The organism is Bacillus cereus, from assembly GCF_002561295.1.
Taxonomy (GTDB): Bacteria; Bacillota; Bacilli; order Bacillales; family Bacillaceae_G; genus Bacillus_A; species Bacillus_A cereus_S.
Window position 1 is genome coordinate 15,284 of record NZ_NTUG01000006.1, and the last position, 13,639, is coordinate 28,922.

A 13,639-nucleotide genomic window follows, 5' to 3' on the forward strand; every position below is an offset into this window, starting at 1 on the left:
TTCATGAGAGAAGCTGTCATTGTTGCGGGAGCAAGAACGCCAATTGGTAAGGCAAAGAGAGGGTCATTAAAAACAGTTCGTCCTGATGATTTAGGGGCGTTAGTAGTAAAAGAAACGTTAAAGCGTGCAAATAACTATGAAGGACCAATTGATGATTTAATCTTCGGTTGTGCGATGCCAGAAGCAGAGCAAGGCTTAAATATGGCGCGTAATATCGGCGGATTAGCAGGACTTTCTTATGATGTTCCAGCTATCACAATTAACCGTTACTGTTCTTCTGGATTGCAAAGTATTGCTTACGGTGCAGAGCGCATTATGCTTGGTCACTCTGAAGCTGTATTATCTGGTGGAGCTGAATCGATGAGTTTAGTTCCAATGATGGGGCACGTCGTTCGTCCGAATAGTCGCTTAGTAGAAGCGGCTCCAGAATACTATATGGGCATGGGACATACAGCAGAGCAAGTTGCTGTGAAATATGGCATTTCTCGTGAAGAGCAAGATACATTTGCAGTAAGAAGCCATCAGCGCGCAGCGAAAGCTCTAGCTGAAGGGAAATTTGCTGATGAAACAGTATCTGTAGATGTAACGCTTCGAACTGTTGGAGCAAATCATAAAATTCAAGAAGAAATGATTACATTCTCACAAGATGAAGGCGTAAGAGCGGATACGACGCTAGATATCTTAGGGAAATTACGTCCGGCATTTAACGTTCGCGGTTCTGTAACTGCTGGTAACTCTTCACAAATGAGTGATGGTGCAGCATCTGTCCTTCTTATGGACCGTGAAAAAGCAGTGAGCGATGGCATGAAGCCACTTGCAAAATTCCGCTCATTTGCAGTAGCTGGTGTACCGCCAGAAGTAATGGGAATCGGGCCGATTGCAGCAATTCCAAAAGCATTAAAATTAGCAGGATTAGAACTATCTGATATCGGCTTATTTGAGCTAAATGAAGCATTCGCTTCTCAATCGATCCAAGTTATTCGTGAGCTTGGTTTAGATGAAGAAAAAGTAAACGTAAACGGCGGTGCAATTGCACTTGGACATCCACTTGGTTGTACAGGAGCAAAATTAACATTATCTCTTATTCACGAGATGAAACGCCGCAACGAGCAATTCGGTATCGTAACAATGTGTATCGGCGGCGGCATGGGAGCTGCTGGGGTGTTTGAATTACTATAAAAAAAGTGCAGGTGGCTTGCTCAGAACAGGAGGGCGTTGGAAGCCCTGACGAAGAGGCGCTTTTTGCCTCACAGGAAGGGGTGAAACGACCGACTGTTCTAGCCGCCGGAACTAGATTAGATAAAAAGTGGAAGCGGCTCGTCCAGAACAAGAGGACATTGGAGCTCCTGACATAGAGGCGCTTTTTGCCTCGGAGGAAGGGGCGAAATGGCCGACTGTTCTAGCCGCCGGAACTGGATTATAAAAAAAGTGGAAGCGGCTCGCTTAGAATGTGAGGGCGCTGAAGCAAAGAGTGGAAGCAACAAAAGGGTATAAAAAATAAAAGGGAGAGCCAGCTTCTCTGAAGACGAGAGAAGCGGCTTATGAAAATATGAAGGAGGAAATTTTCATGGAGAAAATAGTAGGAAATGCAGTTAAAGGCGGTAGCTTTTTAGTTGATGATATTACGATTGATCAAGTATTTACACCAGAGGATTATAGCGATGAGCATAAAATGATAGCGAAAACGACAGAGGATTTTATCGTAAATGAAGTTCTCCCAGAGCTTGAATATTTAGAACAGCATGAGTTTGATCGCTCTGTTCGCTTATTAAAAGAAGCTGGCGAGCTAGGTTTATTAGGTGCTGACGTACCAGAAGAGTACGGTGGAATCGGTCTTGATAAAATCAGTTCAGCATTAATCGCAGAGAAATTCTCTCGCGCTGGCGGATTTGCAATCACACATGGTGCTCACGTTGGTATTGGATCATTACCAATCGTTTTATTCGGTAACGAAGAGCAAAAGAAACAATATTTACCAGCTTTAGCAACAGGTGAAAAATTAGCGGCATACGCATTAACTGAGCCAGGATCTGGATCTGATGCATTAGGTGCAAGAACGACTGCTCGTTTAAATGCAGAAGGCACGCATTATGTGCTAAACGGTGAAAAACAATGGATTACAAACTCAGCTTTCGCTGATGTATTCGTTGTATACGCAAAAGTAGATGGCGAGCACTTCACAGCGTTTATCGTAGAGAAAGAATATCCAGGCGTATCTACAGGCCCTGAAGAAAAGAAAATGGGGATTAAATGTTCTTCTACTCGTACATTAATTTTAGAAGATGCACTAGTTCCGAAAGAAAATGTACTTGGCGAAATTGGAAAAGGTCATGTGATTGCGTTCAACATTTTAAATATCGGTCGTTATAAATTAGGTGTTGGTACAGTTGGTTCTTCTAAACGTGCGCTAGAAATTTCAGCACAATATGCAAACCAGCGTCAACAGTTTAAACAACCAATCGCTCGCTTCCCATTAATTCAAGAAAAACTTGCAAATATGGCAGCGAAAATTTATGCAGCTGAAAGCTCTGTATACCGTACAGTTGGTTTATTTGAAAGCCATATGAGCACATTAACAGAAGAGCAAGTAAAAGATGGTAAAGCTGTAGCAGCTTCTATTGCTGAATATGCAATTGAGTGCTCTTTAAATAAAGTATTCGGTTCTGAAGTATTAGACTATGTAGTAGATGAAGGTGTCCAAATCCATGGTGGTTACGGATTTATGGCAGAGTACGAGATTGAAAGAATGTACCGTGACTCTCGTATTAACCGTATTTTCGAAGGAACGAACGAAATTAACCGTTTAATCGTACCAGGTACGTTCTTACGTAAAGCAATGAAAGGTGAATTACCACTTCTTCAAAAAGCACAAAAATTACAAGAAGAATTAATGATGATGATGCCTGAAGAAGTAGGCGATGAGCCATTAGCACTTCAAAAACACTTAGTAAGTAATGCAAAGAAAATCGGCTTAATGGTAGCTGGATTAGCGGTTCAAAAATACGGTAAAGCATTAGATAAAGAACAAGAAGTTCTTGTTAACATCGCTGATATCGTAAGCAACTTATACGCAATGGAATCAGCTGTTCTTCGTACAGAAAAAGCAATCAAAACAACTGGTCTTGAAAAGAATAAACAAAAAGTATTATACACAGAAGTGTTCTGCCAAGAAGCATTCAACCAAATCGAAGCAGATGCAAAAGAAACAATTATCGCAGTTGAAAACGGTGATATGCTGCGCATGATGTTATCAGCGCTTCGCAAGTTCACTCGCCATACGCCGCTTAACGTAATTCCGAAGAAGCGTGAAATTGCTGCGAAAGTGTTAGAGGATGAGCGCTATACAGTTTAATTAAGTAAGAAAACCAGTAGTCACGTTTGTGGCTACTGGTTTTTTGATTAGTTTTGTTAAACTAATCTTCGTTAATTACTCCGTATCTCATTGTATCTCCCATCCACGAACTGACATCTCTCCATTTTACACTTTTCGCAGAAATCCAGCTTACTTCATATTCTGTAACCTGATCAGGTTTCCAGCTACTGTCATCGGCCCAATAAAATAAATTGTTTTGGAATATAAGAGATGCATCGTAAATGATTGGATCATGTTTTTTAGGAGTTACACGGAATTGTGTGACACCTTCGAATAGTAATTCTATTGCGGAGGGGTTCTCATACTGCCTTTGAAAAAGTATTCTTACGTTTGTACTAGGTGATATCCTCATAGATAAATTCTCATCTACACAGCTATCTGTCCATAAATACAACTCTTTCAAGCAACTATCGTGAAAGCCTCCAAATAAGCGAAGAAGGTTATCAATATCTTCTTTTGTCTTGATTGTATTCCAACTCATATAGCACCTACTTTATGTATTTGGATATAATTACCTATTAGTTCCATTGTACTACAGTCCCATTATTTTAATTAATGATTTTTCGCAAGATTGTTAAAAATAATTTACATCATGTTAAAAATAAATTACAATAAAGATATAGAAAATAATGTAAAAGTGGAGGTCCTATGAATCAGAGGGGAACGTTACGAAATAATCTGATTGTACTTCGAGCAGAGAAACGTTGGTCACAAACGGAATTAGCAAACCGAGTAGGCGTTAGTAGACAAACGATAGCTTCTATTGAAGCAAATCGATATAATCCATCTCTTATTTTAGCTTTTGAAATTGCTTATGTTCTTGGTAGAGAGTTTCATGAAGTTTTTCAGTATACGGTAGAGGGGGAATTGAAATGATTATTGTAATAGGTATCATTGCATCAATTGCAGGGTTAATCGGGGTGTTATATTCCATGCGTTTTGAAAAGAGAGAAGGAAGTGATGAGAGAGGGGATCATATTACAGGGAGTGCTGCGAAAATATCGTTGTTTGTATTCTTACTTTCGTATTTAATTATTTTTCTAATCGGTAACTTATATTCATTAACGAGTGAACAGTATAAATTAGCAAATGCATGTTTATTGGCAGGAGTATTATGCTCCTACTCACTATCTATTTTAGTTTTGAGAAAAAGATATTAAAAACCTTAGAAGTGATTCTAAGGTTTTTTACTGTATACAATTCCAAAAGAAATAAATACTAAATGATGAATGAACAATGAAAGGTAGGGACAGCTTTATGCATAATTTAACTGAGCTTGAAGTGGAGAATTTACGCCACTTAATTGGGGGACATGCGACGATTATTAACAAATTAGAGCAATACGAACAGGCATGTACCGATCCACAGCTGAAACAAATACTGCAAAAAGATGTACAGGATGCAAGAAATACGAAGCAACAATTAATGACTTTTTTAGGATAGGGGTGAATCTAGTATGAATGAAAAAGATATGGTAAATGATTATTTGGCAGGATTGAATGCAAGTTTAACAAGCTATGCAAATTACATAGCACAATCAGATAATGAGCAGTTACATCAGACGCTAATTCAAATTCGAAATCAAGATGAAATGCGTCAACGCAATATGTATGAATATGCGAAGCAAAAAAATTATTACAAACCAGCAGCACCTGCAAATCCAATGGTTGTTCAGCAGTTGAAAAGTCAGTTAAGTGCAGAGTAATAAGATGAAAAAACGAGTGCATGTAGTCGCTCGTTTTTTTATTTTTATATATGTCAATAAATACATAATATATATTTTTCTAGTTGTAACAAATATGACGAAAAGTTCGTAAGGTATGTCACAAAACGTACAAAAAGTTTGTTCAACTATTCACAAAGTATCCATGGTTTCTATAGTGAGAATCTCTATAATAAAGAGTGTAAAGAACAAATATTACATAACGACTTAGGAGAGGTTCTTATGAATAGAAACACAAGAAAAATTGCAATTATTGGTACTGGCTTAGTTGGATCAAGCTGTGCGTATTCCATTGTGAACCAAGGCATTTGCGAGGAACTAGCGTTAATTGATATAAATCATGAGCGTGCAGTTGGAGAGGCGATGGATTTGTCGCACTGCATTAACTTTACAAATACAAGAACAAAAGTATATGCAGGTACTTATGAAGACTGCAAAGATATGGACATTGTAATTATTACAGCAGGTCCTGCTCCAAAGCCAGGGCAAAGTCGTTTGGATACTTTAGGAGCAAGCGCGAAAATTATGGAAAGTGTTGTAGAAGGTGTAATGGCAAGTGGATTTGATGGCATTTTCTTACTTGCATCAAACCCGGTTGATATTATTACGTATCAAGTTTGGAAATTGTCTGGATTACCAAGGAATCGTGTGATTGGTACTGGAACATCATTAGATTCTTCTCGACTAAAAACAATTTTATCTGAAATGCTTGAGGTGGACCCTCGTAGTATTCATGGTTACTCATTAGGAGAACATGGCGATTCACAAATGGTTGCTTGGTCTCATGTTACAGTCGGTGGTAAACCGTTCTTGCAAATTTTAGATGAACAAAAAGAGCGTTTCGGCGAAATCAATTTAGATGAAATTGTAGAAAAAACTGCGAAAGCTGGTTGGGAAATTTATAAACGTAAAGGAACTACTTATTACGGTATTGGGAACTCATTAGCTTATATCGCAAGCTCTATCTTTAATGATGATCATCGTGTAATTGCTGTTTCAGCCATTTTAGATGGTGAGTATGGTGAATATAATATTTGCACAGGTGTACCAGCAATTATTACAAGAGATGGTGTGAAAGAGGTCGTTGAACTAAACTTATCAGAAGCTGAAGAAAACCGATTTGCACAATCAAATGATATTTTACGTGACTATATGAAAACAATCGGTTACTAAACTAGGAGAAGGTGAAACAGATGAAGGAATATATCATGTCTCGTGTCTTTAAAGGTTCTGCCGGAATTGCACAAGGTATTTTCGTATCCCTTGGAATTGGTTTACTTATCGAAAATATAGGAAGAATTGTTGATATTCCGATGCTAATCACAATCGGAGTTGTCGCAAAATCATTGATGGCACCAGCCATTGGAGCAGGGATTGCTTTTATGCTTGGAGCAAATGGACTTGTTATTTTCTCAGCGATGGTTGCCGGAGCGATTGGAGCAGGATCCATCTCGATTACTGAAGCTGGTCTCATCATTAAAACTGGTGAACCAATCGGTGCACTTTTAACTGCAACTTTAGCAGTTTATATCGGTAAACGACTAAGTGGAAAAACTGCTTTAGACATGATGCTCGTTCCATTTGCAGCAATACTCGGTTCTGGTATAGTCGGCATTTGGTTAGCTCAAAATATTAGTCCAGTTTTAAATGCGGTTGGAGCATTTATTAAAGATAGCTCAGCTGGTAGCCCATTTATTGCTTCTATCGTGATTGCGGTAGTTTGGGGGCTATTACTCATCTCTCCAGCTTCATCAGCTGCGTTAGCGATTGCACTTAGCTTAGATGGCGTTGCAGGTGGCGCAGCACTTGCAGGATGTGTTGCTCAATTTATCGGATTCTCAGTTATTTCAGCGAAAGAAAATAATTTAGGTGGCATATTAGCTCAGGCGCTTTGTACTCCAAAAGTACAGTTGCCGAATATTACTAAAAATCCAATGATTCTCGTCCCAACTGTCGTCGCCAGTGCCATTGTGGGCCCTGTATCTGCCCTTATCTTCCATCTAGAAGCAGGTAAAGAAATCGCAGGTCTTGGATTAAGTTCTCTGATTGCACCAATTAATTTAATTTCCAGCCAAGGGTGGGAAGTTGTCCCAGCGATGGTGATCACTTACATCGTAATTCCGGTAGCTGTTTCTTATATCATTTACATCTCACTAAAAAAAGCAGGTCGTATTCATTCAGGCGATATGACTGTGCCACAATCTTAATTGCCAAACAACGTATTGCACTTGAAAATCTCCTTTATAAATAGATAAAAGCAGACTGAAGAAGCCACAGTCTGCTTTTTTGTTTACATTTTATGATTTTGTTTCACAGGTACTGTCACCGTATCTTTTACTAATACGAGTTGAATACCAAAATATAGTATACTTGCTAGCGCCATTCCAGAAATGGCATCTACGAATGCATGCTGCTTCGTAAATAGCGTTGATAAAATGATGAGTGTACCAAAGAAAGTAAGAATATAATATTCAAAAGCATGTTGTTCTCGTCGTTTAAAGGCAGCTAACATAATGACAAATGTCGTAAGCACATGAATGCTCGGGAAACAGTTTACAGGTTGATCAATACTATAAATATAGCGAACGAGTTCAGAAAACATGTCTGTTCCAACGACGGTTGGACGAGGGACAGTCGTTTGCCAAAAGTAATAAATAGAAAAACAAGCAAGCTTTCCAAGAATTACACTACTTAAAGTGACATAATATTGCTTTCGATCAGCAAAGCAGTAATAAATAAGTGCACCGTATAAGTATGGAAACCACAGTAAATAAGGAATAATAAATGCTTTTGCAAATGGAATCCAATCATCTACTACAGTTGTAACGTTTACAGCGTGAACAGTAGATTTATTTAATACATCGTACAGGGGACTTACGAGTACGAGTAGAAGTATATAACTTAATGGAATAAAAGATGAAAATTTATATTTTTTCATGAGTATCTCCTAGTATTTAGTAATGTAAGTAAACCCAGTTGATTATAATATAGAAACTCTAAATGAGCTATCGATTTTACTTACATTTTCTTGAATTTACCTTACATTTTTGTCACTTGACTTAAGAGTGGGAGGGTGCTAAATGAAGCGTTTCTTTTATTTTTTCGTTTTTATATTGTTATGTTTAGTCGGTGCTGGATGTGCAAAGGATAAGGATATACCGCCTGTTCAAGAGTACAGTGGAAGAGCATTGACTATTGGCGTTGTTGGTGAAGCACCAAAGGATACGTTTCGAAATATAAAGTTTAAGAATGTAAAGTTGAGCGAAATGAAGGAGCAATCTAAACATGTAGATGGATTTCTCGTTATGAAGGAATATTTTGAAGAGGCATCCAAAGAGCAATATACGGATCTATTTTTAGAATTGAAAAAACCAGTGTTTTTCATTGGCTTAAAGGATCATCCATATTTGATTTTTACTGAAAAAGATTTGGATTATAATAATGCACCGAGAGATAGAGCGATGATGTATACACAAGGATTTGTAAATATAGGAAGTGGAGAAGGACAAATTTGGGGTACAGATTTATACAATGATAAGACTTCGGAGCAAAGCATTCATAATATGTATATATATGTGTTTCAAACAATTGCAGATTATTTGAATAGATAATGAGGAGCCTTCGTGGGGAGGCTTCTTATTTTTTAAACAAACGTTTGATTAAGAGGTATGTTTGGTAGGTATAGATCTATATTTTTCAAGGGCTGATGTGGAAAATATGAAATTAAATAAACGTTTGTTTAATGTATATGTTCGGGTTTGATATGAAAACGAACTAGGAAGAAAAAATTTTATAGATAGAAATGGCGGAAAATAGGGAAAATTTGCAGGATAAACGAAAATTGTGACGAAATAAGTCAAAGTTTAGAAAAGAATCGTTTGAAATAATAAAACGTTTTCTATATGATAAAGATAAAGGTTAGCAAAAAAAGTAGGTGAATTTATGACAGTAACATTTTATTCATATCCAAAGTGTGGCACATGTCAAAAAGCGAAGAAATGGTTTGAGGCAAACGATGTAGCATATGAAATGATTCATATTGTTGAAAATCCACCGTCAAAAGAAGATTTACGTAATTTACATGCAAAAAGTGAATTGCCATTAAAAAAATTCTTTAATACAAGTGGAATGCGTTACCGTGAACTTGGCTTAAAAGATAAGTTAAAGGAAGCAAGTGAGGACGAAATGTTCGAGCTTTTAGCATCTGATGGCATGTTGATTAAACGTCCAATCGTAACAGATGGAACGAATGTAACACTTGGCTTTAACGAAGAGCAGTTTGAAAGCGTGTGGAAAAAGTACCAATAAGGTATTTTTACATAATTAATACATTCACTGGAGGTACAGTCATGAGCATTCCAAATCATTTACGTTACTCTGAAGAACACGAATGGGTAAAAACTGAAGGGAACCAAGTTGTTATCGGTATCACTCATTTCGCACAAAGTGAGTTAGGCGATATCGTATTCGTTGAACTTCCTGAAGTAGGTGCAACAATTGAAGCTGGCGAGCCATTCGGAAGCGTAGAATCTGTTAAAACAGTTTCTGAATTATACGCACCTGTAAGCGGTAAAGTTGTAGCAGCAAACGAAGAGTTAAGTGATCAACCAGAACTTGTTAACGAATCTCCGTACGAAGGTGCATGGATGGTTAAAGTTGAACTTTCTGATGAAAGCCAACTAGAAAAGTTATTGTCTGCAGAGAAATATGCAGAAATGACAAACCAAGACTAATTTAAGTCGGAAAAAGGACAGCCTTTGTGCTGTCCTTTTTGTTTTGGCTGAAGTGAATGAAAAAGCGCCTCTACGTCAGAAGCTCCAACGCCCTCCTGTTCTGAACGAGCCGCCTGCGCTTTTCTTTGTCTAGCTCCGCCTCCTAGCCCCTCATGTCTAAGAACCTTCCGCACGAGAAGACAAAAAGCGTCTTCTGTGCGAAAGAACCTTAGCCAATGGGGCTGAACAGTCGGCTCCGCTTTTCTTTGTAAAAATAAACAGGAAACAACATGAAAATATCGAATATACTATATACTAAAGTAAGGTTGTTTTATAGTACATGGTGATCGGGTGATGACATATGGTCTATGTAGAGAAAGTCATTATTGTCGAAGGAAAATCAGATAGAAGAAAGATTGAATCTATTATTCGCGAACCAGTGGAAATTGTTTGTACAAATGGTACAATTGGTTTGTCGAAAATGGATGAACTCATTGATCAGTTTTTTGATAAAGAAGTGTATGTATTAGTGGATGCTGATGCTGCTGGAGAAAAACTTAGAAAACAATTTCGAAAAGAATTCCCACAAGCCGAGCACATTTACATTGACCGTTCGTATCGTGAAGTGGCAACCGCTCCTTCGAATCATTTAGCGAACGTATTATGGGGAGCTGACATTGACGTTTATACAGAATATTTACGGTAAGGAATGATAGAAGTGATTGAATGGACAGGTGCTGAAGCTACAGCTCTAATAGCAGACCAAGAAAAAACAGTGTTATATGTATATACACCGATGTGTGGAACTTGCCAATTAGCAAAGAAGATGTTAACGGTGGTAGAAGCGACTATATCTGAATTGGAAGTAGGTATGTTAGATTTAAACTATGCCCCGCATTTAGCGCGAGAGTATGAGGTAGAAAGTGTACCTTGCTTACTTGTATTTGAGCGTGGCACACTTATGAAGAAAATATATGCATTTCATTCAGTTGAATATTTATATAAAGAATTACAGTAGGCGGCAAAGTTTTTGCCGCCTCGACATATTTTCTGGGAAATATGTCGAGGGAGAAAAGTGGTACATTATTTGTCGAGAGAAAGTAACAGGATTGCTGTTTGAAAAATGGAATGGTATTAGTAGAATGTGAGATGAAGGATGTGACTAGAATGGGATTATATTCGTTGCTTCAATCATTTGTAACGTATGCTAATAACCAGTATCATTTAGAACCGCTTCTTCGGCAAGGAGAAAAAACAATTCATTTTCGTTTTGGAGATGAGTGTTGCTCCCTTCAAATTTCAAGAGAGTATATACAGCTTTTGAAAGGACAATGGGGAACAGAACAACTGATTTGCTATAAAGAAGAAGATTTGCAAAGACTAGTTACTGGAAATATTCAGTTGCAAACACTATTACACAGTGGCCGCGCTCAATATAACGGAACATATCGCACGATGTTATTGTTAGAATCCGTATTTCATATATGTAAGCCGATGCCAGTAGGTGCTTAATATTCTGAACGTTCTTTTTTTTAGAATTTTTTTATTGACATAGTGGCCGTATGTTGATACAATTCAATTCATAAAATATAGACAATTTCATAAATTTCAAATCAGACGAAAATTTAATCTGATTTCTCTTATCAAGAGAGGTGGAGGGACTGAGCCCTGTGAAACCCGGCAACCGTCAACTTTTATGTTGAAATGGTGCCAATTCCTGCAAAGCAAATGCTTTGAGAGATGAGAGAAAGGGGTCATGTTGATATATGCATATAAACCTTTCTGCTTATCTAAAAGCGGAGAGGTTTTTTTATTGTTTGAATGAGGAGGACATTCGAATAATAAGGGGAGCTTTTTATGTAATCTAGCTCCAGCGGCTAGCTCTTCGCGTCTAAGAACCTCCCGCATGAAAAGGTAAAAAACACCTTTTGTGCGAGAGAACCTTAGCCGGTCAGAGCTAAACGAGCCGCTTGCGCTTTTTATGTAATCCAGCTTCAGCGGCTAGAATGTTCGGTGGTTTCGCTTCTTCCTGTGAGGCAAAAGCGCCTCTACGTCAGAAGCTCCATCCCCCTCACATTCTAAACGAGCCGCTTATGCTTTTTAAACAAAAAAGGGGGGATACACCATGATTTTATTAGAGAATGTAAAGAAAATATATAAATCAAAAAGCGGTGATGTCACTGCTGTAGATAACGCTAATTTAGCAATAGAGAAAGGCGAAATCTTTGGTGTTATTGGATATAGTGGTGCTGGTAAAAGTTCGTTAATTAGATTATTTAATCAATTAGAGAAACCAACTTCGGGGCAGATTACGATAGCGAATCGTGTTATTTCAGCAATTACTGGGAATGAGCTTCGAAAGGCAAGACAAGAAATCGGAATGATTTTTCAGCACTTTAATCTACTTTGGTCACGAACGGTGCGCGAAAATATCGCTTTTCCACTAGAGATTGCAGGGGTAGAGAAAGCGCAGCGGAAAAAGCGTGTGGATGAATTAATCCGTCTTGTTGGATTAGAAGGAAGAGGAGATGCTTATCCATCGCAATTAAGTGGTGGGCAAAAGCAGCGCGTTGGAATTGCTAGGGCATTAGCAAATGATCCGAAAGTACTGTTGTGTGACGAAGCAACGTCAGCGCTTGATCCTGAAACGACAGACCAAATTTTAGATTTACTGTTAGATATTAATAAACGCCTTGGCTTAACAATTGTACTCATTACACATGAAATGCATGTGATTCGTAAAATTTGTAATCGCGTTGCGGTAATGGAAAAAGGAAAAATTGTGGAAAGTGGTCTTGTACTGGATGTCTTCCGTAACCCACAGCAGGATATTACGAAGCGATTTGTACAACAGCTTACAGATTCTGAAGATACAAATGAAACGATTGAGAGCTTATTGGAAAAATATCCAGATGGAAAAGTCATTCGTCTACAGTTTATTGGCGATTCTGTAGAACGCCCAGTGCTTCAAAGATTAATGAGGCGAGATGATCTTGAAGTGAGTGTGCTGCAAGGTAATATTGCACAAACAAACAATGGATCTTACGGGAATTTAGTCGTTCACTTAAATGGTACAGAAGCAGCAATCCAGCAAGCGATAGCGGGAATCCATCAAGAGCAAGTAGAGCTGGAGGTGATTGCACATGGATAAGTTATTAGCGAACGTTGATTGGAGTAAAATGCTAGAGGCGACAGGTGAAACATTATACATGACGGCAATCGCAGCACTTGCCACATTTGTTTTTGGTCTTATTTTAGGATTATTACTCTTTATGACATCTAAAGATAACTTGTGGGAAAACAAAGCGATTCATACCGTGATTGGAGCGTTTGTAAATATCTTTCGTTCCATTCCATTTATCATTTTAATTATTTTATTAATTCCATTTACGAAGATTCTTCTTGGAACAATTCTTGGAGCAAGTGCAGCACTTCCGGCTTTAATTATTGGGGCAGCACCATTTTATGCAAGAATGGTTGAAATGGCACTTCGTGAGATTGATAAAGGGGTTATTGAAGCTTCAAAAGCAATGGGAGCAAAAACGAGCACAATTATTTGGAAAGTATTGATTCCAGAATCATTACCAGCGTTAACTTCTGGTATTACAGTAACGACAATTGCACTTGTAGGCTACACAGCAATGGCTGGTGCTGTTGGTGCTGGTGGACTTGGGACGCTCGCTTATTTAGATGGATTTCAGCGTGGACATAACGATGTAACGATCGTTGCGACAATTTGTGTATTACTCGTTGTTTTCTTGATTCAATGGATTGGTGATGCTGTTACAACTCGAATTGATAAACGATAGAAAAAAGGGAAGGGTGTTTATA

18 protein-coding genes and 1 riboswitch are annotated in these 13,639 nt (G+C 38.1%); of the genes, 16 read left to right on the forward strand and 2 right to left on the reverse strand.

Going from position 1 to position 13,639, the window contains the following annotated elements; all coding sequences use genetic code 11:
- Positions 1–3 precede the first annotated feature (3 nt).
- The gene (locus CN373_RS06145) at positions 4–1,179 is read left to right on the forward strand and encodes an acetyl-CoA C-acetyltransferase (protein ID WP_098358965.1); all 1,176 of its coding nucleotides are present in this window, start codon (positions 4–6) and stop codon (positions 1,177–1,179) included.
- Positions 1,180–1,567: 388 nt separating this feature from the next.
- Positions 1,568–3,352 (forward strand): acyl-CoA dehydrogenase family protein, encoded by a 1,785-nt coding sequence (locus CN373_RS06150; RefSeq protein WP_000411846.1) that lies wholly within the window; start codon positions 1,568–1,570, stop codon positions 3,350–3,352.
- 61 nt (positions 3,353–3,413) lie between these two features.
- Here CN373_RS06150 and CN373_RS06155 read toward each other — a convergent pair whose 3' ends face one another.
- Positions 3,414–3,854 (reverse strand): hypothetical protein, encoded by a 441-nt coding sequence (locus tag CN373_RS06155; RefSeq protein ID WP_000118773.1) that lies wholly within the window; start codon positions 3,852–3,854, stop codon positions 3,414–3,416.
- A gap of 167 nt (positions 3,855–4,021) precedes the next feature.
- On the opposite strand from CN373_RS06155, the gene CN373_RS06160 reads away from it, so the two are divergent.
- The 6 genes from CN373_RS06160 to CN373_RS06190 all read left to right on the forward strand — a co-directional run bounded on the left by CN373_RS06160 (position 4,022) and on the right by CN373_RS06190 (position 7,303).
- A complete protein-coding gene (locus CN373_RS06160; protein WP_001076109.1) occupies positions 4,022–4,249 on the forward strand; it encodes a helix-turn-helix transcriptional regulator in 228 nt (75 codons plus the stop codon).
- Entirely contained in the window at positions 4,246–4,533 is a 288-nt protein-coding gene (locus tag CN373_RS06165) for a hypothetical protein (RefSeq protein ID WP_000587672.1), read from the forward strand. The genes CN373_RS06160 and CN373_RS06165 overlap by 4 nt, the downstream gene beginning before the upstream one ends.
- A gap of 97 nt (positions 4,534–4,630) precedes the next feature.
- Positions 4,631–4,816, forward strand: coding sequence for a hypothetical protein (locus CN373_RS06170; protein ID WP_000551756.1), 186 nt, complete (start codon positions 4,631–4,633; stop codon positions 4,814–4,816).
- A 13-nt stretch (positions 4,817–4,829) separates the two neighbouring features.
- Positions 4,830–5,078 (forward strand): spore coat protein, encoded by a 249-nt coding sequence (locus CN373_RS06175; RefSeq protein ID WP_001002984.1) that lies wholly within the window; start codon positions 4,830–4,832, stop codon positions 5,076–5,078.
- A gap of 240 nt (positions 5,079–5,318) precedes the next feature.
- Positions 5,319–6,269 carry an L-lactate dehydrogenase gene (locus CN373_RS06185; RefSeq protein WP_002058350.1) on the forward strand — a complete coding sequence of 317 codons (951 nt, stop codon included), beginning with the start codon at positions 5,319–5,321 and terminating at the stop codon, positions 6,267–6,269.
- A 20-nt stretch (positions 6,270–6,289) separates the two neighbouring features.
- Complete coding sequence (locus CN373_RS06190) at positions 6,290–7,303, forward strand: PTS transporter subunit IIC (RefSeq protein ID WP_000666186.1); 1,014 nt, start codon at positions 6,290–6,292, stop codon at positions 7,301–7,303.
- A gap of 83 nt (positions 7,304–7,386) precedes the next feature.
- Here CN373_RS06190 and CN373_RS06195 read toward each other — a convergent pair whose 3' ends face one another.
- A complete protein-coding gene (locus CN373_RS06195) occupies positions 7,387–8,034 on the reverse strand; it encodes a phosphatase PAP2 family protein (RefSeq protein WP_000760095.1) in 648 nt (215 codons plus the stop codon).
- A 142-nt stretch (positions 8,035–8,176) separates the two neighbouring features.
- On the opposite strand from CN373_RS06195, the gene CN373_RS06200 reads away from it, so the two are divergent.
- From CN373_RS06200 to CN373_RS06245, 8 genes are all read left to right on the forward strand, one after another.
- Positions 8,177–8,707: a hypothetical protein gene (locus CN373_RS06200; RefSeq protein ID WP_098358966.1), complete on the forward strand. Its 531-nt coding sequence runs from the start codon at positions 8,177–8,179 to the stop codon at positions 8,705–8,707.
- 331 nt (positions 8,708–9,038) lie between these two features.
- Entirely contained in the window at positions 9,039–9,404 is a 366-nt protein-coding gene (locus tag CN373_RS06205) for an arsenate reductase family protein (RefSeq protein WP_000218966.1), read from the forward strand.
- 41 nt (positions 9,405–9,445) lie between these two features.
- Positions 9,446–9,829, forward strand: a complete 384-nt coding sequence (gene gcvH / locus CN373_RS06210) for a glycine cleavage system protein GcvH (RefSeq protein WP_000026884.1) — start codon at positions 9,446–9,448, stop codon at positions 9,827–9,829.
- Positions 9,830–10,169: 340 nt separating this feature from the next.
- On the forward strand, positions 10,170–10,514 hold the full coding sequence (locus CN373_RS06220; RefSeq protein WP_000263236.1) for a toprim domain-containing protein: 345 nt from the start codon (positions 10,170–10,172) through the stop codon (positions 10,512–10,514).
- A 3-nt stretch (positions 10,515–10,517) separates the two neighbouring features.
- Entirely contained in the window at positions 10,518–10,826 is a 309-nt protein-coding gene (locus tag CN373_RS06225; protein ID WP_002058311.1) for a thioredoxin family protein, read from the forward strand.
- A gap of 149 nt (positions 10,827–10,975) precedes the next feature.
- Positions 10,976–11,320 carry a hypothetical protein gene (locus CN373_RS06230; protein WP_000525035.1) on the forward strand — a complete coding sequence of 115 codons (345 nt, stop codon included), beginning with the start codon at positions 10,976–10,978 and terminating at the stop codon, positions 11,318–11,320.
- A gap of 125 nt (positions 11,321–11,445) precedes the next feature.
- Positions 11,446–11,555: riboswitch (SAM riboswitch) on the forward strand.
- Between the two features lie 378 nt (positions 11,556–11,933).
- Positions 11,934–12,959, forward strand: coding sequence for a methionine ABC transporter ATP-binding protein (locus tag CN373_RS06240; RefSeq protein ID WP_000601786.1), 1,026 nt, complete (start codon positions 11,934–11,936; stop codon positions 12,957–12,959).
- On the forward strand, positions 12,952–13,617 hold the full coding sequence (locus CN373_RS06245) for a methionine ABC transporter permease (protein ID WP_000359404.1): 666 nt from the start codon (positions 12,952–12,954) through the stop codon (positions 13,615–13,617). The genes CN373_RS06240 and CN373_RS06245 overlap by 8 nt, the downstream gene beginning before the upstream one ends.
- Positions 13,618–13,639 lie beyond the last annotated feature (22 nt).

Bases quoted from the DNA above. Each gene is read 5' to 3' on its own strand.
- CN373_RS06145 (WP_098358965.1), top strand. From the start codon at position 4: ATGAGAGAAGCTGTCATTGTTGCGGGAGCAAGAACGCCAATTGGTAAG.
- CN373_RS06205 (WP_000218966.1), top strand. From the start codon at position 9,039: ATGACAGTAACATTTTATTCATATCCAAAGTGTGGCACATGTCAAAAA.
- CN373_RS06230 (WP_000525035.1), top strand. From the start codon at position 10,976: ATGGGATTATATTCGTTGCTTCAATCATTTGTAACGTATGCTAATAAC.
- CN373_RS06240 (WP_000601786.1), top strand. From the start codon at position 11,934: ATGATTTTATTAGAGAATGTAAAGAAAATATATAAATCAAAAAGCGGT.
- CN373_RS06175 (WP_001002984.1), top strand. From the start codon at position 4,830: ATGAATGAAAAAGATATGGTAAATGATTATTTGGCAGGATTGAATGCA.
- CN373_RS06170 (WP_000551756.1), top strand. From the start codon at position 4,631: ATGCATAATTTAACTGAGCTTGAAGTGGAGAATTTACGCCACTTAATT.
- CN373_RS06200 (WP_098358966.1), top strand. From the start codon at position 8,177: ATGAAGCGTTTCTTTTATTTTTTCGTTTTTATATTGTTATGTTTAGTC.
- CN373_RS06160 (WP_001076109.1), top strand. From the start codon at position 4,022: ATGAATCAGAGGGGAACGTTACGAAATAATCTGATTGTACTTCGAGCA.
- CN373_RS06185 (WP_002058350.1), top strand. From the start codon at position 5,319: ATGAATAGAAACACAAGAAAAATTGCAATTATTGGTACTGGCTTAGTT.
- CN373_RS06165 (WP_000587672.1), top strand. From the start codon at position 4,246: ATGATTATTGTAATAGGTATCATTGCATCAATTGCAGGGTTAATCGGG.
- CN373_RS06245 (WP_000359404.1), top strand. From the start codon at position 12,952: ATGGATAAGTTATTAGCGAACGTTGATTGGAGTAAAATGCTAGAGGCG.
- CN373_RS06195 (WP_000760095.1), bottom strand. From the start codon at position 8,034: ATGAAAAAATATAAATTTTCATCTTTTATTCCATTAAGTTATATACTT.
- CN373_RS06220 (WP_000263236.1), top strand. From the start codon at position 10,170: ATGGTCTATGTAGAGAAAGTCATTATTGTCGAAGGAAAATCAGATAGA.
- CN373_RS06150 (WP_000411846.1), top strand. From the start codon at position 1,568: ATGGAGAAAATAGTAGGAAATGCAGTTAAAGGCGGTAGCTTTTTAGTT.
- CN373_RS06155 (WP_000118773.1), bottom strand. From the start codon at position 3,854: ATGAGTTGGAATACAATCAAGACAAAAGAAGATATTGATAACCTTCTT.
- CN373_RS06225 (WP_002058311.1), top strand. From the start codon at position 10,518: ATGATAGAAGTGATTGAATGGACAGGTGCTGAAGCTACAGCTCTAATA.
- CN373_RS06190 (WP_000666186.1), top strand. From the start codon at position 6,290: ATGAAGGAATATATCATGTCTCGTGTCTTTAAAGGTTCTGCCGGAATT.
- gcvH (WP_000026884.1), top strand. From the start codon at position 9,446: ATGAGCATTCCAAATCATTTACGTTACTCTGAAGAACACGAATGGGTA.